This is a genomic window from Streptomyces sp. NBC_00483, from assembly GCF_036013745.1.
GTDB lineage: Bacteria > Actinomycetota > Actinomycetes > Streptomycetales > Streptomycetaceae > Streptomyces.
Genome location: NZ_CP107880.1, coordinates 5,375,871 through 5,397,444, shown reverse-complemented (window position 1 = coordinate 5,397,444; position 21,574 = coordinate 5,375,871). Strand labels below are relative to the sequence as shown.

Annotated in this window: 23 protein-coding genes; 7 read left to right on the top strand and 16 right to left on the bottom strand. The window is 72.0% G+C overall.

What is annotated here, in order from left to right:
* Positions 1 to 165 precede the first annotated feature (165 nt).
* Positions 166 to 624: a hypothetical protein gene (locus OHA73_RS24175; protein ID WP_266712553.1), complete on the top strand. Its 459-nt coding sequence runs from the start codon at positions 166 to 168 to the stop codon at positions 622 to 624.
* Positions 625 to 723: 99 nt separating this feature from the next.
* The gene (locus OHA73_RS24170; RefSeq protein WP_266712552.1) at positions 724 to 1,479 is read left to right on the top strand and encodes a nucleotidyltransferase family protein; all 756 of its coding nucleotides are present in this window, start codon (positions 724 to 726) and stop codon (positions 1,477 to 1,479) included.
* A gap of 111 nt (positions 1,480 to 1,590) precedes the next feature.
* Here the strand turns inward: OHA73_RS24170 and OHA73_RS24165 are convergent, their stop codons facing one another.
* From OHA73_RS24165 to OHA73_RS24115, 11 genes are all read right to left on the bottom strand, one after another.
* Positions 1,591 to 3,276 carry a DoxX family protein gene (locus OHA73_RS24165; RefSeq protein ID WP_327658515.1) on the bottom strand — a complete coding sequence of 562 codons (1,686 nt, stop codon included), beginning with the start codon at positions 3,274 to 3,276 and terminating at the stop codon, positions 1,591 to 1,593.
* Positions 3,277 to 3,377: 101 nt separating this feature from the next.
* On the bottom strand, positions 3,378 to 4,328 hold the full coding sequence (rlmB, locus tag OHA73_RS24160) for a 23S rRNA (guanosine(2251)-2'-O)-methyltransferase RlmB (RefSeq protein WP_266712551.1): 951 nt from the start codon (positions 4,326 to 4,328) through the stop codon (positions 3,378 to 3,380).
* A gap of 101 nt (positions 4,329 to 4,429) precedes the next feature.
* Positions 4,430 to 5,827, bottom strand: coding sequence for a cysteine--tRNA ligase (gene cysS / locus OHA73_RS24155; RefSeq protein WP_266712550.1), 1,398 nt, complete (start codon positions 5,825 to 5,827; stop codon positions 4,430 to 4,432).
* A 166-nt stretch (positions 5,828 to 5,993) separates the two neighbouring features.
* Complete coding sequence (locus OHA73_RS24150) at positions 5,994 to 6,398, bottom strand: PPOX class F420-dependent oxidoreductase (RefSeq protein WP_266712549.1); 405 nt, start codon at positions 6,396 to 6,398, stop codon at positions 5,994 to 5,996.
* Positions 6,399 to 6,402: 4 nt separating this feature from the next.
* Positions 6,403 to 7,644: an MDR family MFS transporter gene (locus tag OHA73_RS24145; protein WP_327656100.1), complete on the bottom strand. Its 1,242-nt coding sequence runs from the start codon at positions 7,642 to 7,644 to the stop codon at positions 6,403 to 6,405.
* Between the two features lie 158 nt (positions 7,645 to 7,802).
* Positions 7,803 to 9,521 carry an ABC transporter permease subunit gene (locus OHA73_RS24140; protein ID WP_327656099.1) on the bottom strand — a complete coding sequence of 573 codons (1,719 nt, stop codon included), beginning with the start codon at positions 9,519 to 9,521 and terminating at the stop codon, positions 7,803 to 7,805.
* Complete coding sequence (locus OHA73_RS24135; RefSeq protein WP_327656098.1) at positions 9,521 to 10,984, bottom strand: ABC transporter substrate-binding protein; 1,464 nt, start codon at positions 10,982 to 10,984, stop codon at positions 9,521 to 9,523. Before OHA73_RS24135 ends, OHA73_RS24140 begins: the two co-directional genes overlap by 1 nt.
* On the bottom strand, positions 10,984 to 11,547 hold the full coding sequence (locus tag OHA73_RS24130; protein WP_327656097.1) for a GNAT family N-acetyltransferase: 564 nt from the start codon (positions 11,545 to 11,547) through the stop codon (positions 10,984 to 10,986). The genes OHA73_RS24135 and OHA73_RS24130 overlap by 1 nt, the downstream gene beginning before the upstream one ends.
* 195 nt (positions 11,548 to 11,742) lie before the next feature.
* Positions 11,743 to 12,234 (bottom strand): 2-C-methyl-D-erythritol 2,4-cyclodiphosphate synthase, encoded by a 492-nt coding sequence (gene ispF, locus OHA73_RS24125; protein ID WP_327656096.1) that lies wholly within the window; start codon positions 12,232 to 12,234, stop codon positions 11,743 to 11,745.
* Positions 12,224 to 12,985, bottom strand: coding sequence for a 2-C-methyl-D-erythritol 4-phosphate cytidylyltransferase (gene ispD / locus OHA73_RS24120; protein WP_327656095.1), 762 nt, complete (start codon positions 12,983 to 12,985; stop codon positions 12,224 to 12,226). The genes ispF and ispD overlap by 11 nt, the downstream gene beginning before the upstream one ends.
* Before the next feature lie 281 nt (positions 12,986 to 13,266).
* The gene (locus OHA73_RS24115) at positions 13,267 to 13,749 is read right to left on the bottom strand and encodes a CarD family transcriptional regulator (protein WP_266712542.1); all 483 of its coding nucleotides are present in this window, start codon (positions 13,747 to 13,749) and stop codon (positions 13,267 to 13,269) included.
* Between the two features lie 619 nt (positions 13,750 to 14,368).
* Between OHA73_RS24115 and OHA73_RS24110 the strand changes: the two genes are divergently transcribed.
* Complete coding sequence (locus tag OHA73_RS24110) at positions 14,369 to 15,028, top strand: DUF461 domain-containing protein (protein ID WP_327656094.1); 660 nt, start codon at positions 14,369 to 14,371, stop codon at positions 15,026 to 15,028.
* Positions 15,029 to 15,110: 82 nt separating this feature from the next.
* Here OHA73_RS24110 and OHA73_RS24105 read toward each other — a convergent pair whose 3' ends face one another.
* Entirely contained in the window at positions 15,111 to 15,791 is a 681-nt protein-coding gene (locus OHA73_RS24105) for a response regulator transcription factor (protein WP_266712540.1), read from the bottom strand.
* Positions 15,788 to 17,080, bottom strand: coding sequence for a sensor histidine kinase (locus OHA73_RS24100; RefSeq protein WP_327656093.1), 1,293 nt, complete (start codon positions 17,078 to 17,080; stop codon positions 15,788 to 15,790). The genes OHA73_RS24105 and OHA73_RS24100 overlap by 4 nt, the downstream gene beginning before the upstream one ends.
* Before the next feature lie 197 nt (positions 17,081 to 17,277).
* Here OHA73_RS24100 and phoU point away from each other — a divergent pair, with 197 nt between their 5' ends.
* Entirely contained in the window at positions 17,278 to 17,961 is a 684-nt protein-coding gene (gene phoU, locus OHA73_RS24095) for a phosphate signaling complex protein PhoU (protein WP_266712538.1), read from the top strand.
* A gap of 78 nt (positions 17,962 to 18,039) precedes the next feature.
* On the opposite strand, the gene OHA73_RS24090 is transcribed toward phoU, so the two are convergent.
* Positions 18,040 to 18,201, bottom strand: coding sequence for a hypothetical protein (locus OHA73_RS24090; RefSeq protein ID WP_266712537.1), 162 nt, complete (start codon positions 18,199 to 18,201; stop codon positions 18,040 to 18,042).
* A 115-nt stretch (positions 18,202 to 18,316) separates the two neighbouring features.
* On the opposite strand from OHA73_RS24090, the gene cpt reads away from it, so the two are divergent.
* Positions 18,317 to 18,844 carry a chloramphenicol phosphotransferase CPT gene (cpt, locus tag OHA73_RS24085; RefSeq protein WP_327656092.1) on the top strand — a complete coding sequence of 176 codons (528 nt, stop codon included), beginning with the start codon at positions 18,317 to 18,319 and terminating at the stop codon, positions 18,842 to 18,844.
* Here cpt and OHA73_RS24080 read toward each other — a convergent pair.
* A complete protein-coding gene (locus OHA73_RS24080) occupies positions 18,831 to 19,145 on the bottom strand; it encodes a hypothetical protein (RefSeq protein ID WP_327656091.1) in 315 nt (104 codons plus the stop codon). The genes cpt and OHA73_RS24080 overlap by 14 nt on opposite strands.
* A gap of 31 nt (positions 19,146 to 19,176) precedes the next feature.
* The gene (locus OHA73_RS24075) at positions 19,177 to 19,782 is read right to left on the bottom strand and encodes a TetR/AcrR family transcriptional regulator (protein ID WP_327656090.1); all 606 of its coding nucleotides are present in this window, start codon (positions 19,780 to 19,782) and stop codon (positions 19,177 to 19,179) included.
* A 172-nt stretch (positions 19,783 to 19,954) separates the two neighbouring features.
* Here OHA73_RS24075 and OHA73_RS24070 point away from each other — a divergent pair, with 172 nt between their 5' ends.
* Both OHA73_RS24070 and OHA73_RS24065 read left to right on the top strand, forming a co-directional pair.
* The gene (locus OHA73_RS24070; RefSeq protein WP_327656089.1) at positions 19,955 to 20,725 is read left to right on the top strand and encodes an SDR family NAD(P)-dependent oxidoreductase; all 771 of its coding nucleotides are present in this window, start codon (positions 19,955 to 19,957) and stop codon (positions 20,723 to 20,725) included.
* Between the two features lie 178 nt (positions 20,726 to 20,903).
* On the top strand, positions 20,904 to 21,485 hold the full coding sequence (locus OHA73_RS24065; protein ID WP_327656088.1) for a hypothetical protein: 582 nt from the start codon (positions 20,904 to 20,906) through the stop codon (positions 21,483 to 21,485).
* Positions 21,486 to 21,574: the final 89 nt, after the last annotated feature.

Sequence of the window (21,574 nt, the reverse complement as noted above, 5' to 3'; positions counted from 1 at the left end):
GGTGCGGGGCCCTCGCGCATTCACTCGCCATTGTCGACAAATACCCCGGCAACTCGGGCATTTGGCCCAGCAACGTCAACACGTATGCAACAAAACCTCTTTGCTCGTCCCTCATCAGAGTGACCAAATGTCGCCAAATCATCACCGAGCGCTACGCTCATTCGCGTGACGCACTCTGCCAACTACACCCAGAAGTCGCGCCGTGCCCGGGGCCAGGGCCCCGCCCGCCGCGCCGCCCGTACGCTCGCCTTCGTCCTGCCGGTGATGCTGGTTCTCTCCGGGACGCTCGCGGTCACCCGAGTCAACTGGTCCGGGAATTCCTCGGAATCGGTTCTCACGGCCTCCTCACAGGACGTCTCCAAGCGCGCCAAGTCGCGCGCCCCCCAGGACGTGCTGCGCGACCGCCTCCTCCTCGAACTCCAGGAGGAGAACCCCGGCGTTGCACTCACTCACCTCCAGCAGGAGATCGACCGCCGCCCGTCGCTCGCCCGGCACTGCATGGCGATCGCCAAGGCCCTCGGCCGTGCCGCCGTGGAGACCTACGGTCCTGCGCGCGCGCAGGCCTTCGCCCGCCCTGTCTGTGATACCTCGTTCGCCTCGGGTGTGGCCGGCTTCCGGGCCTGAGCGCCGGACCGGCCCCGAGCCGCGAACCGGTCCCCGAGCCGCGCTCGACCGTCGAGCCGCTGGCGTCCCCGCGGGTCGTGCGCACGTACAGTTCCGGTCATGACGACCGCTGAACCGTCCGCGCACGGCCCGCTTCTGCACCCCCACCGCCCCACCCAGGCCGTGGTCCTGGCGGGCGGCCAGGGCTCGCGGCTGCGCCCGTACACCGACGACCGGCCCAAGCCGATGGTGGAGATCCCCGGCACGGGCACGCCGATCATCGGCCATCAGCTGACCTGGCTCGCCGAGGAGGGCGTCACCGACGCCGTCGTCTCCTGCGGCCATCTCGCCGAGGTGCTCCAGGAGTGGCTCGACCAGGCGGAGTTGCCGCTGCGGGTCACCACGGTCGTCGAGAAGGAGCCGCTCGGCCGCGGCGGCGGCCTGAAGTTCGCGGCCGCGCATCTGCCGCACGCCGACCGCCCCTGGTACGCCACGAACGGCGACATCTGGACGCGGTTCTCGTTGCAGGAGATGGCCGACTTCCACCATGAGCGGGAGGCGACCGCGACCCTCGCGCTGGCCCGCCCGCGCATCCCGTGGGGCGCCGTGGAGACGGACGCGTTCGGCCACATCACCGACTTCATCGAGGCGCCGCCGTCCCCGTATCTGATCAACGCGGGCGTGTACGTCTTCTCCGCCGAGTTCGCCTCGCTGCTGCCGGACCTCGGGGACCACGAGCGCGCCACGTTCCCGCGGCTGGCCCGCGCCAAGCGGCTGGCCGGCTTCCAGCTCCCGCAGGGCGCGTACTGGCGGGCGATCGACACGGCGAAGGACCTCACGGAGGCCGCGAAGGAGCTTGCCGCACAGGGGCGTTGAGCGTTCCGCTCTCTCCCCTTCTTCTCGCTACGACTTCCCTCCCCGTACGTCGATGGGGCCCCGCACGATCCACGTGCGGGGCCCCATCGTCGTAAGGGGAGGAAGGGCGCGTTACTCGCCGAGCAGTCCGCCCACCAGGCCCGACTTCTTGCCGTCCTGGCCGCCGGACGACGTGCCGCCGTCCGATGACGTGCCGCCCGAGGTCGGCGCGCCGCCGGTGCTCGACGGCGGCTGCTGCTGCGGCGCCGACTGCTGGGGCGGGGCCTGGCCCGCGGTGGTGCCCTGGGTCGGCGTCGTCGTGGTGCCGCTGGTGCCGCTCGTGGCGCCCGTGCCCGCGGTCGCGCCGGCGGAGCTGGGGGACCCGGACGGGCTCGACGTGGTGCCCTGCGTCGGCGCGTTGGAGGACGAGGCCGAAGGGCTCCTGGTGTGCTGGCGCTGCGAGGCGCTGGTGCCGGGCTCGGAGGGGAGCGGGGAGCCGGGCACCTCGTTGCGGGGCGCGTCGCCGGGGCCCGGGGCGGTGACCCGGTCGGCGTCGCGGACGGCGCCGCCGAGCACCGAGCCGATGAGCAGCGTGGCACCGATGACGAGGGTCGCGACGACGGTGCCGCGGCGCAGGACGTAGCCGCGCAGGTCCCACAGCGCGGCGCGCGGTCCGAGCCGCCGCCAGGCGCCGCCCGCGAGCTTGCCGTCGATGGAGTAGACGGGGGCCCCGGCGATGATCAGCGGGGACCAGGCGGCGAGGTAGATGATGTCGGGCGCGTCGTAGGCGGGGAGGGTCTTCCAGCTGACGGTGACAAGCAGCGCCGCGGAGAGCAGCGCACCGACGCCGGCGGCGAGCCGCTGCCACAGGCCGAGGACCGTGAGCACGCCGACGATGACCTGGAGGAAGGCGATCACGAGGCCCGCGCCGACGGGGTGCTGGAGCGCCCAGTCGCGGAGCGGTTCGGCGAGGGCCCAGGGGTGCAGCGAGTTCAGCCACTTGACCATCGAGCCGCGCTCGCCGCCGTCGAAGTAGACGGGGTCGCAGAGCTTGCCCATGCCGGCGTAGATGGAGATGAAGCCGAGGAAGACGCGCAGCGGGAGCAGCACGACGCCGAGGTTCATCCGGCGGCCGGGATAGTAGGCGTGCCGGACGGGTCCGTAGCGGCGGGCGGCCGTGCTCTCGCTTTCGGAACCGCCGTCCCTGCCGCCGTCCGGCGAACCGGTCCGCTCGTCGAACTCGTCGTCCCCGTACGGGATTTGCTCGAGCTCGCCGGTCTCCTCGAAGGCGCTGCCGGACTGGCGCATGCGCGGCAGGATCCGCGTGGGCGTGTCCGCGCCGCCCTGCCAGGGGCCGACGGTGGGCGTCTCCTGGGTGGCTTCGTCGGTGGGCGAGTCGCGGTAGAGGCCGAGGTCGTCGGCGAAGTCGCGCTCGTCGACGCGCGGGATGACCTGCGTGGCGGTGCCTTCGTCCGGTTCGCCGGAGCGGCGCGCGCCCTGCAGGAGTCCGCTGGTGTCGAGGCCTCCGCCGGCTCTGACGACGGGGCGGCGGCGCCGGGCGCCGGGCGTACCTGCGGCGGTGATGACGGGGATGCGGGTGGTCGCCGCGTCGGCTCCGGCCACGCCCGTGGCGCTCAAGTGCCGTGAGATGCGCGGGAGTTGCGACTGCTGCGCCGTGGGGAGCTGCACGCGGAAACTCGCGTGGTTGACGATGACCTGCGCCGGATCGCACGGAACCTTCACCATGCTCAGCGCGGGACCGTCGTCGAATCCCGACGTGCGGTCACCCGAGGGTGTGCGGGGCGTTCTGGTGTCCACACTCATCTAACCGAGTGATGTGTGTTTAGGACACTGCCTCAACCCCACCGAAATGTCCGGGCCCCGTCAAGGATCTCGGGGCCCGGACAGCCGGGTGCGGGTCAGGCGCGGCGGCGGGCCGCCTCGTACAGGACGACGCCCGCGGCGACGCCGGCGTTCAGCGACTCGGCGCCGCCCGGCATCGGGATGCGGACGCGGTAGTCGCAGGTCTCACCGACGAGGCGGGACAGGCCCTTGCCCTCGCTGCCGACGACGATGACGACGGGGCCGCCGAGGGCCTCCAGGTCACCCACGGTGTGCTCACCGTCGGCGGCGAGGCCGACCACGGCGATGCCCGCCTTCTTGTACTGCTCCAGGGTGCGGGTCAGGTTGGTGGCGCGGGCGACCGGCGTGCGCGCCGCGGTACCGGCGGACGTCTTCCACGCACCCGCCGTCATCCCGGCCGCGCGCCGCTCGGGCACGACGACGCCGTGGCCGCCGAAGGCGGAGACGGAGCGGACGACGGCGCCGAGGTTGCGCGGGTCGGTGACGCCGTCGAGCGCGACGATCAGCGGGTCCACGCCCGCGTCGTACGCGGCGCCGGAGAGGTCCTCCGGGAACGCGTACTCGTACGGCGGGACCTGGAGGACGAGGCCCTGGTGGTTGAGCCCGTTGGTCATGCGGTCGAGCTCGGGGCGCGGGGCCTCCATGAGGTGGATCCCGCCGCGCTCACCGGCGACCTGCAGGGCCTCGCGCACCCGCTCGTCGTTGTCGATGAACTGCTGCACGTACAGCGTCGTGGCGGGCACGCCGCCGCGCAGCGCCTCGACGACCGGGTTGCGGCCGACGACCATCTCGGAGGTGGACTTGCCGCGCGGACCGCCGGTGCGGTTGGCCGGACGGCCCTGGGCGCGCTTGGTCTTGGCGTTGGCGGCACGCTGCTTGGCGTGCCCCTTGCGCATCTCGGCGGGCGGCGTGGGGCCCTTGCCCTCGAGGCCGCGGCGCCGATTGCCACCGCTGCCTACCTGCGCGCCCTTCTTGCCGGACATGCGGCGGTTGCTGTTGGCGGCCATGACCTACCTGTCTCTTACGTCTACGTCTACGGATGTGTGCGTACGTCTATGAAGTGTGCCGCCCGAAGCGCCGGGCAGCACATTCGGCTGCTCAGCCTCTGTCAGCCGAGCGTCCAGCGCGGCCCCGAGGGGCTGTCCTCGATGGTCAGTCCGGACTGCTTGAGCCGGTCGCGGATGGCGTCGGCGGTGGCCCAGTCCTTGCGGGCACGGGCCGCCTCGCGCTGCTCCAGCAGGAGCCGTACGAGGTGGTCGACGACGCCGTGCAGGTCTTCGCCGGAACCGCTGTCCGTCCCGACCCACGGCTCGTCGATCGGGTCGAGGCCGAGGACGCCGAGCATGGCGCGCACCTCGGCGAGGCGGGCGACGGCGGCTTCCTTGTCGTCGGCGGCGAGGGCGGAGTTCCCCTGCCGCACCGCGGTGTGCACGATGGCGAGCGCCTGCGGGACGCCGAGGTCGTCGTCCATGGCCTCGGCGAACGCGGGCGGCACCTCGTCCGAGGGCGCGACCGTGCCACCGGCCAGCTCGCTCACCCGCTGCACGAAGCCCTCGATCCGGGCGAACGCCGACTCGGCCTCGCGCAGCGCGTCCTCGCTGTACTCGATGGTGGAGCGGTAGTGCGGGGTGCCCAGGTAGTAGCGGAGGACGATGGGCCGCCAGTGCTTGACCATCTCGCTGACCAGCACGCTGTTGCCCAGCGACTTCGACATCTTCTCGCCGGACATCGTGACCCACGAGTTGTGCACCCAGTACGTCGCGAAGTCGTCGCCGAAGGCCTTGGCCTGCGCGATCTCGTTCTCGTGGTGCGGGAAGATCAGGTCGATCCCGCCACCGTGGATGTCGAAGGCCGGCCCCAGGTACTTGTGGGCCATGGCCGAGCACTCCAGGTGCCAGCCGGGACGGCCCCGGCCCCACGGCGTCTCCCAGCTGGGCTCGCCGGGCTTGGCGGCCTTCCACATGGCGAAGTCGCGAGGGTCCCGCTTGCCGGTCTCGCCCTCGCCGGACGGCTGGAGCAGGTTGTCGAGCTCCTGGTTGGACAGCTCCAGGTAGCCGGGGAACGACCGCACGTCGAAGTACACGTTCCCGTCGGCCTCGTACGCGTGCCCGCGCTCGATGAGGCCGCGCATCATCTCGACCATCTCGGTCACGTGCCCGGTGGCACGCGGCTCGTAGGTCGGGGGCAGGCAACCGAGCGCGGTGTACGCGTCGTTGAACGCCCGCTCGTTCTCGTACCCGATCGACCACCAGGGCCGGTCCTGCTCCCCGGCCTTCTTGATGATCTTGTCGTCGATGTCCGTCACATTGCGCACGAACGTGACGTCGTAGCCGCGGTACGAGAACCAGCGGCGCATGATGTCGAAATTGAGCCCCGACCGGATGTGCCCGATGTGCGGGGCCGCCTGCACCGTGGCGCCACAGAGGTAGATCGAGACACAGCCCGGAATGAGCGGGGTGAAGTCACGGATCTGCCGGGCGCTGGTGTCGTACAGGCGAATAGTCACCCCTCCAGGGTAGTAGGCCCGGAGGTGTGCCATGGGCCTCCGGCCGTATACCGGGTTGTCGGCTGGGGCCTGCGTCCCGGCATGCCCCCACGGGGGTGCGGTCGCGGGGCGCTGCCCCGGACCCCGCGCCTCAAACGCCGGCGGGGCTTGATTTGCCTTGATCGGCTCAGACTCGGCCGACGACCTTGCGGGGGCGCACCCGGACGACCACTCGTTCGGCGTCCTGGCCGGACGTCGGGTTGAATTCCGCGTACTTCTTGCCGGTGTACTTCAGCGACAGTTCGTCGATGAGTTCCTGGCCGCCCTCCGTGGTGATCTCCACGGTGCCGCGGATCTCGGCGTAGGCGTACGGGTTGTCGGCGGGCTGGACCATCACCGTCACGCGCGGGTCGGCCTGCAGGTTCTTCGTCTTGCGGCGGTCGACGGTCGTGGAGAACAGGACGTCGTCACCGTCGCGCTTCGCCCATACCGGGGAGACCTGGGGGCTCCCGTCGGGCTGGATCGTGGCGACAGCGATGAACACCTTGCTGTCGAGCAGTGCCTTGAGCTCGTCGGACAGCTGGGCTGACATGGCCTCACTCCTTCTCGGGGGACGGTTGGCGCGTACCCGATCCTCCGGGAACGCACCCGAGCGGGCCGGTATTTCGGCGCTCTTTTCGCACAGGTGTCACGAAGCGGGCGAGCCCCGCCGCCGCCAGCGGCACCACCGCGAGCGCCGACCACAGGGCGGGCGCGGGCAGGGTGAGCAGCGCGCCCGTTCCGGCGCTCCCGGCCAGTACAGCGAGCCCCGAGACGGAGGACAGCGCCCCCGTCGCGAGGCCCAGGTGCCGCTCGTCCACCAGGTCGGGGACGAGGCCGCGCGCCGCCGGGACGAGCAGCATCTGGCCGAGCGTGAGCAGCACGACCAGCGCGCAGGCGGGCAGCAGCGCGTACGGGGTGTGGCTCGGGAGGTACGGGGCCGTGGCCGCGACCGTCGCGAACCCCGCCGCCACCAGGAGCAGTCCCCCGGTCAGCGCGATCCGCGGCGCGATCCGGGCCGCGGACCAGCGGGTGACGGGCAGCTGGGCGCCGACGACGAGCAGCGAGGACAGCGCGAAGAGGAGGCCCACCGCGTCCTGCGAGCCGGTGGCGCGGGTGATCTCGACCGGCAGCGCGAGATAGAGCTGGTTGTAGGCGATGAGGTAGCCGCTGTACGCGAGGCAGAGCGCGAGGAAGCGGGGGTTCGCGAAGACGGCGCGGCCGCCCTTGACGCGGCGCGTACCGGGGGCGCGCTCGCGGCGCGGCATCAGGCGCGCGTGCCCGGCGAACACCCCCACGAAGACGAGCGCGCCCGCCAGGCACGCGGCCCGGAACCCGGCGTACAGCAGCGCGGTGCCGAGCAGCGGCCCGAGGAACGCGCCGGCCTGCCCGGCCGCAGAGAAGACGCCGAGCACCTGGGCGCGCGGGACGCCGGTGGCGCGCTCGTGGCGGACGGCCTCGCGGGCCGCCTCCGACTCGACGGCGGGCGAGAACAGCGCGGCGGCGAACCCGACGAGCACGACCGCGGCGACGACGGTGACCGTGCTGCCCGCGAAGGCGAGCCACACGAACCCGGCGATCCGCAGCAGACACCCGGCCAGCACGACCGGCCGCGGCCCGAACCGGTCGGTGAGCGCGCCCCCGACCACGAAGAGCCCCTGCTGACTGAACGTACGCAGCCCGAGCACGAGCCCCACGGCCCAGCCCGCGAGCCCGATGGTGTCGGCGAGGTGGGTGGCGAGGTAGGGCAGCACGGCATAGAAGCCGATGTTGAACGCGAGCTGGGTCCCGGCGAGCATCCGGAGGTAGGGCGGAAGCCCCCGGATCAATCGCCGCTTCGGCGTTGCGGTCGCGGGGCGCTGCCCCGGACCCCGCTGCTCAATCGCCGCAGGGGCTTGATAGATCAAGCCCCGCCGGCGTTTGAGGCGCGGGGTCCGGGGCGGAGCCCCGTGGCCGGTCATCGTTTCCGCCTCAGGCCGGCGGCCGACGCCAACACCACGATCGCCCCCACCCCGGCCAGCCCCACCGCAGGTGCAAGCACGGACCACGGCGCCCGCTCCGCATACGGCAGGTTCTCCATCAGCAACCGCCCCCACTCCGGCGTCGGCGGCTGCGTACCGAGGCCGAGGAAACCCAGGGACGCAAGCGCCAGGGTCGTCGGCGCGAGCCGCAGCACCGCGTGCCGCCCCACCGTCGGCACCACCGCGCTCAGCACGTGCCTCCGCAACACCTGCCACCGCCCCGCGCCGGAGGCGACCGCCGCCTCCACATACCCGGCCCCCCGCTCCGCCTCGGCGACGGCCGCCGTGTGCGCGGCGAGCGGCGCCCAGCCGACCGCGGCGACGGCGACCGCCGCCCCCGCGACGCCCGCCCCGAACAGCCCGGTGACAAGGAGACCCGCCAGGATCGCGGGCAGCGCGTTGGCGACCTCGGTGAGCCCCGCGGTCCACCGCATCAGCCCCAGGCCGACGCCCACCACGAAGCACACGGCGCAGACGGCCGCCGCCACGGCGAGCGTGCGCAGCGCCCCGTGGCCGAGCCGGGCGAGGACGTCGCGGCCGAGCGCGTCGGTACCGAAGGGGTGGGCGCCGGAAGGACCCGACAGCCTGGCGGCCAGGTCGACCTGGAGCGGATCGCGGGTCAGCCCCCACACGATGACGGCGAGCAGCCCGGCGGCCAGCGCCCCGGCGGCGTACAGCCGCCCGCGCCCGCCCCCGGTCACCCGCGCGAGCCCCGGCAGCGCGCCCGCTTCGAGCGCGGGGCCGAGCAGCCGCCGGCGCACGAGCCCGACGAGCACCGCCGCCACCACACCCAACGCGAGCAGCACCAGCAGGCAGCCCTGGAGCAGCGGCAGGTCGAGGTCGAGCGCGGCCGCGACGGCCGTGCCGCCGAGCCCCGGGATCGCGAAGACCGCCTCCACCGCGGCCGCGGCCCCGGTCAGCCCGACCACCGTGAGCCCCGCCTGCGGCAGCACCGCGGGCAGCGCCCGCCGCACCGCGTGCCGGGCGATCCGCGGGCGCGGCATGCCGTTCGCCCGCGCCGTACGCACCCACGGTTCGGCGAACGCGGCGGGCAGCGCGTCCTGGCCGAGCCGCCCGAGCACGGCCCCTGCCGGGATGCCGAGGGCGAGCGCGGGCAGCACGGCCGAGGCGGGCGAGGCCCAGCCCTGCGCCGGGAACCAGTGGAGGTGCACGGCGAACAGCGTCGCGAGGACGGAGGCGAGGAGGAACTCGGGGAGCGCGGCGAGGATCCCCGCACCCACCCCGTGCGCGGGTTCGGGCCGCGCGCGCCGGAGCGTCGGCAGGCACAGCGCCACGGCCAGCACGACCGCGACCACCATCGCGTACGCCATGAGGGACACGGACACCCAGAACGCGCCGCCCACGTCGGAGGCGACATCGGCGCCGGTCACCCACGACGCGCCGAGATCCCCGTGCGCGAGCCCCCGCACCCACTGCCCGAGGAACGTGAACGGCCCTTCGTCCAGGCCGAGTTGGTCCCGCACCTCAGCGAGTTGCTTCGGCGTCGTGGGCGCGTCGCCGTAGCGCGCATGCAGCACGGTGAGCGCGGGGTCGGTGCGGGTCAGCCAGGGCAGCAGCGCGGTGAGCACGAGCAGCCCGGCGGCGGCGCCCACGCGGCCCACCGTCACGGACAGGCCCTTGCGGATACGGGACATCAGGCGCGCGTCTCCAAGCCGACGAACTGTCGTTCATAGGGGTCGAGGACGACCCCGCGCACCCCGGCCCCGACGCCCTGCAGATGCTGTTCGTGGACGATCGGCACGGCCGCGTCGGTGCCGAGGATCGCGGCCTCGGCGCGCAGCATGGCCCGGTGCCGCGCCGCCCCTTCGAGCCCGGCGGCCTCGCGCACGAGGCCGTCCACCCCGCGGTCGCTCAACTGCGAGATGTTGAAGCTTCCGCCGCTGGTGAAGTCGGAGGCGAAGTACGAGACCGGGTCGCCGGTGTCGAGCGCGGTGGACCGGGACATCAGGAACGCGTCGTACTCCCCGTCCAGTGCGCCCGACTCCAGGCGCGCGTAGTCCTTCACGACGAGCCGCACCGCGAATCCGGCGCGCCGCAGCTGCTGCTGGAGCGCGGCGGCGACCTCGGGCAGCTCGGCCCGGTTGGTGTACGTGGCGAGGGTGAGCGTCCGCCCGTGCGGCTTCGCGGCCTTCGCGCGGCCCGTGACGGGGAGCTGCTTGCCGTCGGCCCAGGCGAAACCGGGACCGAGCAGGCCCGTGCCCCGCGTGGCGTACCCCTCGTACACGCTGCGCGCGAGGGCGCTCGTATCGATGGACTCCCGCACGGCGGCCCGCAGCCCGGCGTCCGCGAGCGGCCCGGTCCGCGTGTTCAGGTACAGGGTCGTGGTGCGCACGGTGGCGACCTCCCGCGCCCGGTCGCCGAGGACGAGCGCCTGGGCGGCGGGCACGAACTCGGCGATCTCGATCTGGCCCGAACGCAGCGCGTTGGCGCGGGCGTTGTTGTCGGCGACGAAGGTCACGTCGAGCCCGCGCGCGGCCGCCTGCCCCCGCCAGTGCCCGTCGAACCGGTCGAGCGTCGCGGACACGGCCCCGTTCACCTTGGTCAGCGCGAACGGCCCGGTGGCGGTCCCGACGGGATCGACGCCGCCGCCCTTCTTGTACGCGGCCGGGGAGAAGATCGCGAGCGACGGGTTCGCGAGCCGGGCGGGCAGCAGCGGGTCGGCGGTGCCCGTGGTGATCCGCACGGTCCGCTCCCCCACGGCGCGCGCGGTGAGCCGCATGTCGCTGAGCACCCGCGGCTGCGTCTTCGCCCGCCCGGCCCGCGTCAGCGCGCCCTCGACGGCATCGGCGGTGACCCGCCCGCCGTCCTGGAACCGGGCGTCGCGCAGCGTGAACTCCCAGGTGGTGGCGGACGTGCGGGCCCACTTCTCGGCGAGCGCGGGATGGACGACGCCCTCCGTATCCATCCGGGTGAGCCCGTCGACGACGGCGAGCCGGCTGAGCAGCAGCCCGTCGTCGCTGTACGGGGAGAGGCCCTGGGTGGGCGCGAAGGCGAGGTCGACGGCGATCCGACCGCGACGCGCGGTCCCGGTGAACGAGCCGCAGGCGGACGTCAGCCCGATCCCGGCCGCCGCCAGCAGAAAGCCGCGGCGCCGCATCAGCCGACGGGCGCGTACGCGGGAACCGGCGCGGGCAGCGGCAGCTCGAAGTGCACGATGCCCTGGCCACCCCCCGCCAACTCCCGCTCGTCGCACACCTCTTGGGCGAGGGAGCGCCAGAAGGGCTCGGCGCCCGGCACGGCGGGATCGGTGTGCAGGTACAGCGCCTCGTACCCACCGACCCCGGCCACGAAGTCGACGAGCTCCCTCACGAGAGTCCGCGCGAGTCCGTGCCTGCGATGCTCGGGGCGTACGTAGATCCGGCACAGCTGGGCGGTGGACCCGGAGGGGAAGCGGTCGGCGACCCACTGCGGGTTGGGCGGGGCGGCGGGCCCGCGGTCACGGACGGCGCCGGTCGCGACGATCCCGCCGCTCTCCCGGTGCTCGGCGACGAGCAGGGTGCAGCGCTCGGGGCGCAGGTAGTGGGCGGCCGGGTCGATGATGTCGGCGTGCCAGCGCGGCACGTACCCGGAGCGCAGGTCGCGGTACACGGTGTCCAGCATGACGGCACGGGCCTCGTCCACGTCGCCGTCCCCGGCCACGCGGATCACGTATTCACCCATCGCCTGCCTCAACCCTGACGGAACCCATTTTGCCCACCCATGCTAACTGCGAAGCATGCGCAATAAGCTCCCGGGGCAAATTAAGCCCCGCTCTGGAACGAGACTCGCGGGGTCCGGGGCAGAGCCCCGATCTTTCAGCCCCGCCGGCGCTTGAGGCGCGGGGTCCGGGGCAGCGCCCCGGCGGTGACCGGCGGATTACACCCGCGCCACCAACGCCGTCGCCACCGCCATCAGCCCCTCGTCGCGCCCGGGAAACCCGAGCCCGTCCGTGGTCGCACCCGACACCGTCACCGGCGCCCCCGCGGCCTCCGAGAGGACCTTCTGCGCCTCGTCGCGCCGCTTGCCGATCTTGGGCCGGGGGCCGACGACCTGCACGGCCACGTTCCCGATCACGAACCCGGCCTCGCGCACGATCCGCGCGGCCTCCGCGAGCAGCGTGGTCCCACTCGCCCCCGACCACTCCGGTCGCCCGGTCCCGAAGTGCTGACCGAGGTCACCCAGCCCGGCAGCCGAGAACAGTGCGTTGCAGGCCGCATGCGCCACGACATCCGCATCGGAGTGCCCCGCGAGCCCGGGACCGGAGTCCTCCCACTTCAGCCCGGCGCACCACAGCTCGCGGCCCTCTTCGAAGGCATGGATGTCGGTCCCGATGCCGACCTGCGGAAGAACCATGTGGTCAGAACCCATCGTTGGCCCTCCTCCGGGCAAGCACGGCCTCGGCCAGGACGAGATCGAGCGGCCGCGTCACCTTGAACGCCTCCTCGTGCCCGGGCACGAGCACCACCTGGTGACCGAGGTGCTCGACCATCCCGGCGTCGTCCGTCACGTCCTCGGTCACGGCCTCGTGCGCGCGCACGAGCGTCTCCCGGTCGAACCCCTGCGGCGTCTGCACGGCCCGCAGCTTGGCCCGCGAGGGCGTCGCGACGACCGGCTCCGGCGAACCGTCGGTGCTCGGCACGACCTCCTTGACCGTGTCCGCGAGCGGCAGCGCCGGAACGACGGCCGGGGCCCCGTCCCGTACGGCCTCGATGACCGCGTCGACCGTGTCGACCGGCACGAGGGGGCGGGCCGCGTCGTGCACGAGCACGATGTGGATGCCGGCCGGCAGGGCCTCGAGCCCGAGCCGCACCGACTCCTGCCGGCTCTCCCCACCGGGCACGACGACGAAGTCGGTGCGCTCGGGCAGGGCGTGATCGGCGAGCAGGGTCTTCACTTCGGCGGCACCGTCGGGCGGCGCGACCACCACGACGAGGGAGACGGCGCGGGACGCCGCCATCGCCCGGACGGCATGGATCAGCATCGGAGTACCGCTCAGCGCGCGCAGCGCCTTGGGGGCGCCCGGACCGAGGCGCACGCCCCGTCCAGCGGCCGGAATCACGGCCGCGGTGCGTACTGCGCTGCCTGCTGTGTTGTCCAATGGACGCGTTTCGTCAGACATCGGTTCCGTTCAGGTTTGTGCGCTCGGGAGAGGTGGGTATGGCCACAGCGTGCCGGGCGCGACGCCTTGACCGGACCCTTCCGTGACACTGGTCGAGCCAGCTGTCCGGGCCCGGCACACCACAGGGGATCACGCGAAGCGTGGATGGGTACGAACTGGGTATGAACATGCCGCAGCGCCCGGCGACACCATCAGGGTCATCGGGCACCACGGCATTGTTCTTTACGCGACAGCAGTCGTGACGTGCATGACCGTTACGTATGGTGTCGCAGCAGCGCGTATCAGGACGCGAGAACCTCGTCGAGCAGGGCCTCGGCCTTGTCCTCGTTCGTGTTCTCCGCGAGTGCGAGCTCGCTCACCAGAATCTGGCGAGCCTTGGCGAGCATGCGCTTCTCACCCGCGGACAGTCCGCGCTCACGCTCCCGACGCCACAGGTCACGAACTACTTCCGCAACCTTGATGACATCGCCGGAGGCGAGCTTCTCCAGGTTTGCCTTGTAACGGCGCGACCAGTTCGTGGGCTCCTCGGCGTACGACGCGCGCAGCACCTCGAAGACCCGGTCGAGCCCGTCCTGACCGACCACATCACGCACGCCGACGAACTCCGCATTGTCCGCTGGCACACGTACCGTCAAGTCGCCCTGGGCGACCTTCAGCACCAAGTAGGTCTTGTCCACGCCTTTGATCTGGCGAGTTTCGATAGCCTCGATCAGCGCGGCCCCGTGATGGGGATAGACCACGGTGTCGCCAACCTTGAACGTCATGTGACAGGTACCCCTTCCGTGGCTATCCAGTCTAACACGGAAACTGCGGGTTCTGAATGGCGTTTTCGCAGGTCAGGGCATATCTCGGGGCTTGACAACTCCATCGGGAACGTGCTGCGGAGGGGTGGCGGAGGGCGGTATTCGCAGGTCGGAGCCGTTCTTCGAGGAAGCCGAAACGGGTACGCTACCGCCGCCACGGCGGGCCCTCCAGGGGTCGAAAGTCCCGGTTTGCGTGCTTCGAAGCGATGAACTTTCGCTACTCCGTTCAGGGACCCGGAGGTACGTTCGAGGTGAATCCAGAATTGATCTTCGCGAATCGTCGCCCCACGTGATCGTTTTTCCGGACCCCCGCGCATTCCTTACCGGATATCCGTCCCGGTACCTGGACAGGCCTTATGTGAATGATGAACAAGGGGCCTCCGCGACCCAATGGTGACCGTGGGGAACGCGGGGTGATCGGGGTGCGGGCGGAGGAGCCGGTGACAGCGTCCGGTCCTGAGGGGCGGGTCGGGTGCGGCGGCTCGGGAACGGCTCGGTAACCTAAGGCCGCTGACACACCCTTAGGGCGGCTTTACACCTCGCCGCCTTGCCCGCCCACGTTCAAGGAGTTGCCGCCGCCGTGAGCAGCAGTCTTCGACGCGGCTCCCTCGCCGCCGCCGCCATCGCGTTCTCGATCGCCTCGCTCGCCGCGTGCGGCGCCGGCAACAACGCGCAGACACTTGAGGTCAAGCCGGACAACGCCGCGACCTCGGTCGGTGACATCCGGATCCAGAACGCCACCGTCATCACCCAGCCGGACCTCAAGTCGAAGGGCCCGGCCGTCGTCACGGGCACGCTCTTCAACAACGGGAGCACCGCCCAGACGCTCGACGCGATCACCGTCGACGGCGTCGGCAAGACCGCGAAGCTCTCGGACGCCAAGGGCGCCTCGAAGATCTCCGTCCCGGCCGGCGGCTCCGTCGTCCTCGGCGGCAAGGGCAACGCCTCCGCCGAGCTGCCCAACAGCCGCACCGCCGTCCTCGACGGCAACGCGCAGCGGATCACGTTCTCCTTCAGCAAGGCCGGAGACGTGAAGCTGAAGGCGTTCGTCGTGCCGGCCGACAGCTACTTCAAGAAGTGGGGCCCGAGCGAGGTTCCGGCCGCGCCGGGCGCCTCCGCGACGCCGTCCACGTCGGCGTCGACCTCGACGTCCGCGACGCCGGACGACAAGGGCTCGGCCTCGACGGGGGCGTCCACCTCCGCCACGGCCTCCGAGTCGCAGAACACCGCGGGCCACTGAGCACGTAGCCGTACATACGGCGGAGGGGCGGAACCCACATCGGGTTCCGCCCCTCCGCCGTATGTCATGTGCCGGGTACGGCCTACGGCTCGAACTTGTAGCCGAGACCGCGCACCGTGACGAGGAACCTCGGCGCCCCGGGGTCCGGCTCGATCTTGGCGCGGAGGCGCTTCACGTGGACGTCGAGGGTCTTGGTGTCGCCCACGTAGTCGGCGCCCCAGACCCGGTCGATCAGCTGCATGCGGGTCAGGACACGCCCCGCGTTGCGCAGCAGCATCTCCAGGAGGTCGAACTCCTTGAGCGGCAGGTCGACCTTGCCACCGCCCACCGTCACGACGTGACGGTCGACGTCCATGCGGACGGGCCCGGCCTCCAGGGCCTGCGGCGCGACCTCCTCCGGCTCGCCGTGGCGGCGCAGGACGGCCCTGATGCGGGCGACCAGCTCGCGCGAGGAGAACGGCTTGGTGACGTAGTCATCGGCTCCTATTTCGAGCCCGACGACCTTGTCGATCTCGCTGTCCTTGGCGGTCACCATGATCACCGGGACGTTGGAACGGCCGCGCAGCTGGCGGCAGACCTCGGTGCCGGGCAGGCCCGGCAGCATCAGGTCGAGCAGGACGAGGTCGGCACCGTTGCGCTCGAACTCGTCGAGGCCGTCGGGTCCCGTGGCCGCGATGGCGACCTCGAAACCCTCCTTGCGGAGCATGTAGGACAGGGCGTCGGAGAAGGACTCCTCGTCCTCTACGACAAGCACTCGGGTCACGGAAGGACCTCCGGGGCGGCAGGAGTGGCAGGAATGGATTCGTATGCGGTTGTGTCGTCGGGCCCGTGTGCGTCGTCTTCGTCGCGTACGTCTCCGGGGCCACTGGTGCGGGATGTCTTGGGGGAACGTGCGGTGCGGGTCGCGGCCGCTTCGGGCAGCCGCAGCGTGAAGGTGGAGCCCTGTCCCTCGGAGCTCCACACGGTCACCTCCCCGCCGTGCGAGGCCGCCACGTGCTTGACGATGGCGAGGCCGAGGCCCGTGCCGCCGGTCGCGCGGGAGCGGGCCGGGTCGACGCGGTAGAAGCGCTCGAAGACGCGCTCCTTGTCCTTCTCGGAGATGCCGATGCCCTGGTCGGTGACGGCTATCTCGACACGGTCGCCGCCGCCCGCCGAGACGCGGCGGGCGGCTATGCCCACGCGCGTACGGGCCGGCGAGTAGTTGACGGCGTTCTCGACGAGGTTGCCGAGGGCGGCCGCGAGCTGCCCCCGGTTGCCCCAGACCCGCAGGTCGGCGGTGCCTCCGGAGGCCATCGTGATCTGCTTCGACGCGGCGGGCTGGCGGCAGCGGTCGATGGCCTCGGCGACGAGTTCGTCGACGCGCACCGGCTCGGAGTCCTCCAGCGGGTCGTCGTTCTGCACCCGCGACAGGTCGATGAGCTCCTGTACGAGGCTGGTGAGCCGGGTCGCCTCGTTCTGCATGCGGCCGGCGAACCGCTCGACGGCCTCCGGGTCGTCGGAGGCGTCCATGACGGCCTCGGAGAGCAGCGAGAGCGCGCCGACCGGCGTCTTCAGCTCGTGGCTCACGTTCGCGACGAAGTCGCGGCGTACGGCCTCGATGCGTCGGGCCTCGGTGAGGTCCTCGACCAGGAGCAGCACCAGGCGGGAGCCGAGCGGGGCGACGCGGGCGGACACGGCGAGCGCGTCGCCGCGCCCCGTGCCGCGGCGCGGCAGATCCAGCTCGACCTGGCGTATCTCCCCGTCGCGCCGGGTGTCGCGGGCCATCTGCAGCATCGGCTCGACCGCGAGCTTCCCGCCGCGTACGAGACCGAGGGCGTACGCCGCCGAGCTGGCCTTGACCACGCTGTCCGCCTCGTCGAGGACGACGGCGGAGGAGCGGAGCACGGAGAGCACGGTGTCGACGCCGGGCGGAAGGACCGGGTCCGTGTGCAGGGAGGTGCGGGTGGGGCGTTTCTGGTCGCGTTCGCTCCAGCGAAACGCCAGCATGGCGATGACACCGGTGCACACTCCGGCGATCGCTGCCGCTGCGGCGACCGCCGCGTTCACGTCCATGTCTTCAGGTTATGCGGCACCGACCGCTCCTCCACAGCCATCCGAGTGGTCGCTCGAACACTCGTCGCCCAGAGTTCACCTTGGGTACGGGGTCGATTCACCTGTGGTGCCGGATTCGGACGCGTACAGGACGGAACGTGGGAGCGTGGGGCCAACCGGGTCCCACTACGTAGCCAGGTACAGAGAGGGAACGCCGCATGCGTGACGCGTACCACGAGGAACTTGACTCGATCGGCGAGGGCCTGGTCGAGATGGCCCGCCTTGTCGGGTCGGCGATCGGGCGCGCCACCACGGCCATGCTCGACGCCGACCTGAAGCTCGCCGAGTCCGTGATCGCCGCCGACCAGAAGGTGGACGATCTTCAGCACGACCTGGAGGCGCGGGCGATAGCCCTCCTGGCGCGCCAGCAGCCGGTCGCCACCGACCTGCGGATAGTCGTCACCTCGCTCCGTATGAGCGCCGACCTGGAGCGCAGCGGCGACCTGGCGCAGCACGTCGCGAAGCTGGCCCGCCTCCGCTTCCCCGATCGGGCGGTCCCGCACGACCTGCACGCCACGATCCTGGAGATGGGCCAGCTCGCGCAGCGCCTGATGGCGAAGGCGGCGGAGGTCATCATCACCAAGGACGTCGACCTGGCGATGCAGCTGGAGCAGGACGACGACGAGATGGACCTGCTGCACCGCACGCTCTTCCAGCACCTGATGGACGAGAAGTGGAAGCACGGCATCGAGACGGCGGTCGACGTGACGCTGCTCGGCCGCTACTACGAGCGCTTCGCGGACCACGCGGTGTCGGTGGCCAAGCGGGTCGTCTACCTGGTGACGGGCGAGCACGCGGACGAGGTGCAGGCGTCGACGGCGGCGCCGGCCGAGAGCGCCTGACCGTACGAGGAGGAGGGCCCCGCGCGACTGGCTGCGCGGGGCCCTCCCGTCGTACCTGTCATCCGGTCGTTCCTGCGGTCAGCAGGAACCGCCGCACTTGCACGGAGCGCCCGACTGGCAGCCGCAGCCGCAGCCCGAGCCGCATCCGCAGGCTCCGAGCAGCACCAACTTCGGTACGGACCGGCCCACTTCGACCGGCACTTCCGGGGACGGGGTCGGCTTCGGGGAGTCGGCAGCCATGGTGTTCCCTCCTCGACGGGGCTCCGCGGTGGAGTCCTTCCCCCATTGCATGCCCATCCGGGCGGGCGCATCAACGGCGCACGCGCGCGCAGAAGTTGCTGCGTAGGCTGCCGCCATGCCCCAAGTGATCGTCCTCAACGGCGGCTCCAGCTCAGGCAAGTCGAGCATCGCCCGTGAACTGCAGACGCTGCTGCTGCCCGAGCCGTGGCTGAGCCTCAGCGTGGACACGCTCATCCAGGCACTTCCCTCGTCCGGCGCGGGCATCGAGTTCGCTTCCGACGGCTCGATCACTGTGGGCCCCGCCTTCGACCGGGTCGAGGACGCGTGGATGGCGGGCGTCGCGGCGATGGCGGCGGCCGGCGCGCCCGTGATCGTGGACGAGGTCTTCCTGGGCGGCCCGCACTCCCAGAACCGCTGGCGCAAGGCACTGGCGGGGCTCGACGTCCTCTGGGTGGGCGTCCGCTGTGACGCGCAGGTCGCGGCGGAACGGGAGGCCGCCCGGGGCGACCGGATCGCCGGAATGGCGGCCTCCCAGGCGGCCCTGGTCCACGAGGGCGTGACGTACGACCTGGTGGTGGACACGACGCGGACCGGGGCGGCGGAGTGCGCGCGGGTGATCGTGGGGTGGGTCAGCCCCCGGTGACAGCGCCGACGGGCCCGACGCTCAGCCGCATCCGGCACTCGTCGTCGGCCGTCACCCGCACCGGCATCGCCCAGTGCGCGCTCAGCCGCCGCCCCACCGCGACGAGACGTCTGCGCTCCTCGGGGGTGTGCGCGGGGTACGTAGTCGTCCCGCGATCGGCGATCTGGTTGCCCAACTCGCTGAAGAGCAGCGCCTGGTAGCGGCTCTCCTCCTCCGGGGTGAGCGGGGTGGGCGCCCACTCCCGCGCGGTCTCCTCGCCCTCGGCGGGGACGGGGCGCACGTTGTACAGGTCGCGGATCACAGGGCCTCCGGCTGGTCGCGGCACGTCCGGTTCATCGTACGGAGCCGTGGTCCCGCAGATGGTCGATGCCGGTGTCGAGCGCCGCCTTGAGGTGGGTCGAGTCGCCGGTGGACATCATGATCGTCACGCCGCCCTGGATCCCCGCGAGCAGCGCCGCGGCCGTCCGTTCCACGTCGAGGGAGGTCGCCACCAGGCCGCCCGTCTGGAGGGCGCGGACACCGCGGGCGAGCTGCTCCTGCCACTGCCGCATCAGCTCGGTGACGATCGCCCTCGCGCCCGTGCTCGACCGTCCGACCTGGAGGAACAGCGCACCCAACGGGCAGTGGTCGCCCTGGAGTTCGTAGCGCTCGACCACCAGGTCGCGCCACTGCTGCCAGGACTCCCACGAGTCGAGGCGGCCGAGGTGCGGCTGCTGGTCCTCGAGCACCCGGTCGGCCTCGAACCGGGCCACGGCGAGGAGCAGTTCGTCCTTGCCGCCGGGAAAGTAGTGGAAGAGCTGGCTCTTGCTGGTGCCGGTGCGGGCGCGGATGTCGTCCAGCGTCGTGAACGAGACGCCCTGCTCACGCAGCGCCTCGGCCGCGCCGCCGACGATGCGGTCCCGCGTGGCACGCCCTTTCGCGGTCAGTGCGTCGGCCATCGACCCTCCCCCTTTTCGTAGCACCCGACTTTTCGGCGCACCCGACGGTACCCGTTTCTGGACTTGCCGGTCCATTTTCTGCGGAGCACCGTGGACAGCTCCATCACCGCGAGCACGCGTACCCGTACAAGCGCGGACACGCACAGCGGACACGCACAAGGGAGATCACGTCATGAGTGGACGACTGCACGGCAGGACGGCGCTGGTCACGGGCTCGACCAGCAACATCGGGCAGGCGATCGTCGAGGTGTTCGCCGCCGAGGGCGCCCACGTCGTCGTGTCCGGGCGCAGCGCGGAACGCGGGGCCGCCGTCGTCGCGGGCATCCGAGCGTCCGGCGGCCGGGCCGACTTCGTGGCGGCGGACCTCGACGGCAGCCCGGAGGCCTCCCGCGAGCTGGCCGACCGGGCCCGCGAGGCCCTGGGCGGCCGGATCGACATCCTGGTCAACAACGCCGGCGTCTACCCGGCGCCCGGCACGGCCGACACCGACGAGAAGACCTTCGACCAGGTCTACGGCGTGAACGTGAAGGCGCCGTTCTTCCTCACCGCCGCCGTCGCCCCGGCCATGGCGGCGGCCGGCGGCGGCGCGATCGTCAACCTCGGCTCGTGGATCACGCGCCTCGGCGTTCCGCTCGGCGCGCTCTACAGCTCCACCAAGGGCGCCATGGAGACCCTGACCCGCGCCTGGGCCGCCGAGTTCGGCCCGCAGGGCGTCCGCGTCAACGCCGTCTCGCCCGGCGTGGTCCTCCCGCCGACCCCGGCGGGCGCGGAACCCCACCCCGGCGAGGTGATGATGCGGGGCACCCCGGCGGGCACCGTCGGCACCCCCGACGCGATCGCCCACGCGGCCCTCTGGCTGGCGAGCGACGAGGCGTCCTTCGTCCACGGCACGGTGGTGGACGTGGACGGTGGCCGAACGGGAGTCGCCGTGATCGCCGCGTAGCTCCGGCACCCGGGGCTACGCGGTGGCGTAGAGGAAATGCGCGGGCCTCTCTCGTTCGGCATGCCGTCGGAGGAGGAGTGTGGGTCTTGGCCACTTGTGACTGAGCGCGCCATCCGGGAGACCGGCCGCAGCCCCCGGGCCTGTCCGGTCCCCGGCAACGCACAGGGGAGGCACGGTCATGGAGATGCAGGGCGACTGGGCAAGTACCGCGCGTCGAACATGGCTCTGGCCGGTGGCGGTTCTGGTCGGCTTCCCGATCGGCGGGTTCGTCGCGGACCTTGTCGTCGACGGAGTCGATTCCGTGGGGAGTGCGCTTGTTGCCGGCCTCATCGCGGGCGCGATCATCGGGGCCGCGGAGTGGTTCGCCTTGCGGCAGTGGGTGTCGTGGCTCTGGATCGCGGCGACGAGCGTGGGCATGGCCACAGGCCTGGCCGCTGGAGCGGCCCTGGTCGATTACGGGACCGGTCGAGGAGACGTCGTCGTCATCGGCGCTGTGACCGGCCTCTGCGTGGGGGTGCTGCAGGCGCTGGTGCTTGCGCAACGCGGGAACGCCGGTGCGATCTGGTGGGCCGTTGCGAACCCGCCCGCCTGGGCGCTCGGTTGGCTCGTGACCTCGTACGTGATCACAACGAACATCGACGAGCAGTTCCCGAACTTCGGCGCCAGCGGCGCACTCGTCTTCGGACTGCTGACCTGGCTGCTCCTTGCGGTCTTCCTCCGCACGGAGACGTCCGAAGTCAGGGAGCCCGCGGCCCGGTAAAGAGCATCCGCAGGTCCCAGAGCAGGTCCCAGAGCATGAAAACGCCTCCCACCCGCGCCATTCGCGCAGGTGGGAGGCGTGATCGCGAA

Bases quoted from the DNA above. Each gene is read 5' to 3' on its own strand.
- phoU (WP_266712538.1), top strand. From the start codon at position 17,278: ATGCGTGACGCGTACCACGAGGAACTTGACTCGATCGGCGAGGGCCTG.
- OHA73_RS24070 (WP_327656089.1), top strand. From the start codon at position 19,955: ATGAGTGGACGACTGCACGGCAGGACGGCGCTGGTCACGGGCTCGACC.
- OHA73_RS24075 (WP_327656090.1), bottom strand. From the start codon at position 19,782: ATGGCCGACGCACTGACCGCGAAAGGGCGTGCCACGCGGGACCGCATC.
- cpt (WP_327656092.1), top strand. From the start codon at position 18,317: ATGCCCCAAGTGATCGTCCTCAACGGCGGCTCCAGCTCAGGCAAGTCG.
- ispD (WP_327656095.1), bottom strand. From the start codon at position 12,985: ATGTCTGACGAAACGCGTCCATTGGACAACACAGCAGGCAGCGCAGTA.
- OHA73_RS24170 (WP_266712552.1), top strand. From the start codon at position 724: ATGACGACCGCTGAACCGTCCGCGCACGGCCCGCTTCTGCACCCCCAC.
- OHA73_RS24140 (WP_327656099.1), bottom strand. From the start codon at position 9,521: ATGTCCCGTATCCGCAAGGGCCTGTCCGTGACGGTGGGCCGCGTGGGC.
- OHA73_RS24115 (WP_266712542.1), bottom strand. From the start codon at position 13,749: ATGACGTTCAAGGTTGGCGACACCGTGGTCTATCCCCATCACGGGGCC.
- rlmB (WP_266712551.1), bottom strand. From the start codon at position 4,328: ATGGCCGCCAACAGCAACCGCCGCATGTCCGGCAAGAAGGGCGCGCAG.
- OHA73_RS24065 (WP_327656088.1), top strand. From the start codon at position 20,904: ATGGAGATGCAGGGCGACTGGGCAAGTACCGCGCGTCGAACATGGCTC.
- OHA73_RS24135 (WP_327656098.1), bottom strand. From the start codon at position 10,984: ATGCGGCGCCGCGGCTTTCTGCTGGCGGCGGCCGGGATCGGGCTGACG.
- OHA73_RS24145 (WP_327656100.1), bottom strand. From the start codon at position 7,644: ATGCTCGCCGGGACCCAGCTCGCGTTCAACATCGGCTTCTATGCCGTG.
- ispF (WP_327656096.1), bottom strand. From the start codon at position 12,234: ATGGGTTCTGACCACATGGTTCTTCCGCAGGTCGGCATCGGGACCGAC.
- OHA73_RS24150 (WP_266712549.1), bottom strand. From the start codon at position 6,398: ATGTCAGCCCAGCTGTCCGACGAGCTCAAGGCACTGCTCGACAGCAAG.
- OHA73_RS24130 (WP_327656097.1), bottom strand. From the start codon at position 11,547: ATGGGTGAATACGTGATCCGCGTGGCCGGGGACGGCGACGTGGACGAG.
- OHA73_RS24100 (WP_327656093.1), bottom strand. From the start codon at position 17,080: ATGGACGTGAACGCGGCGGTCGCCGCAGCGGCAGCGATCGCCGGAGTG.
- OHA73_RS24090 (WP_266712537.1), bottom strand. From the start codon at position 18,201: ATGGCTGCCGACTCCCCGAAGCCGACCCCGTCCCCGGAAGTGCCGGTC.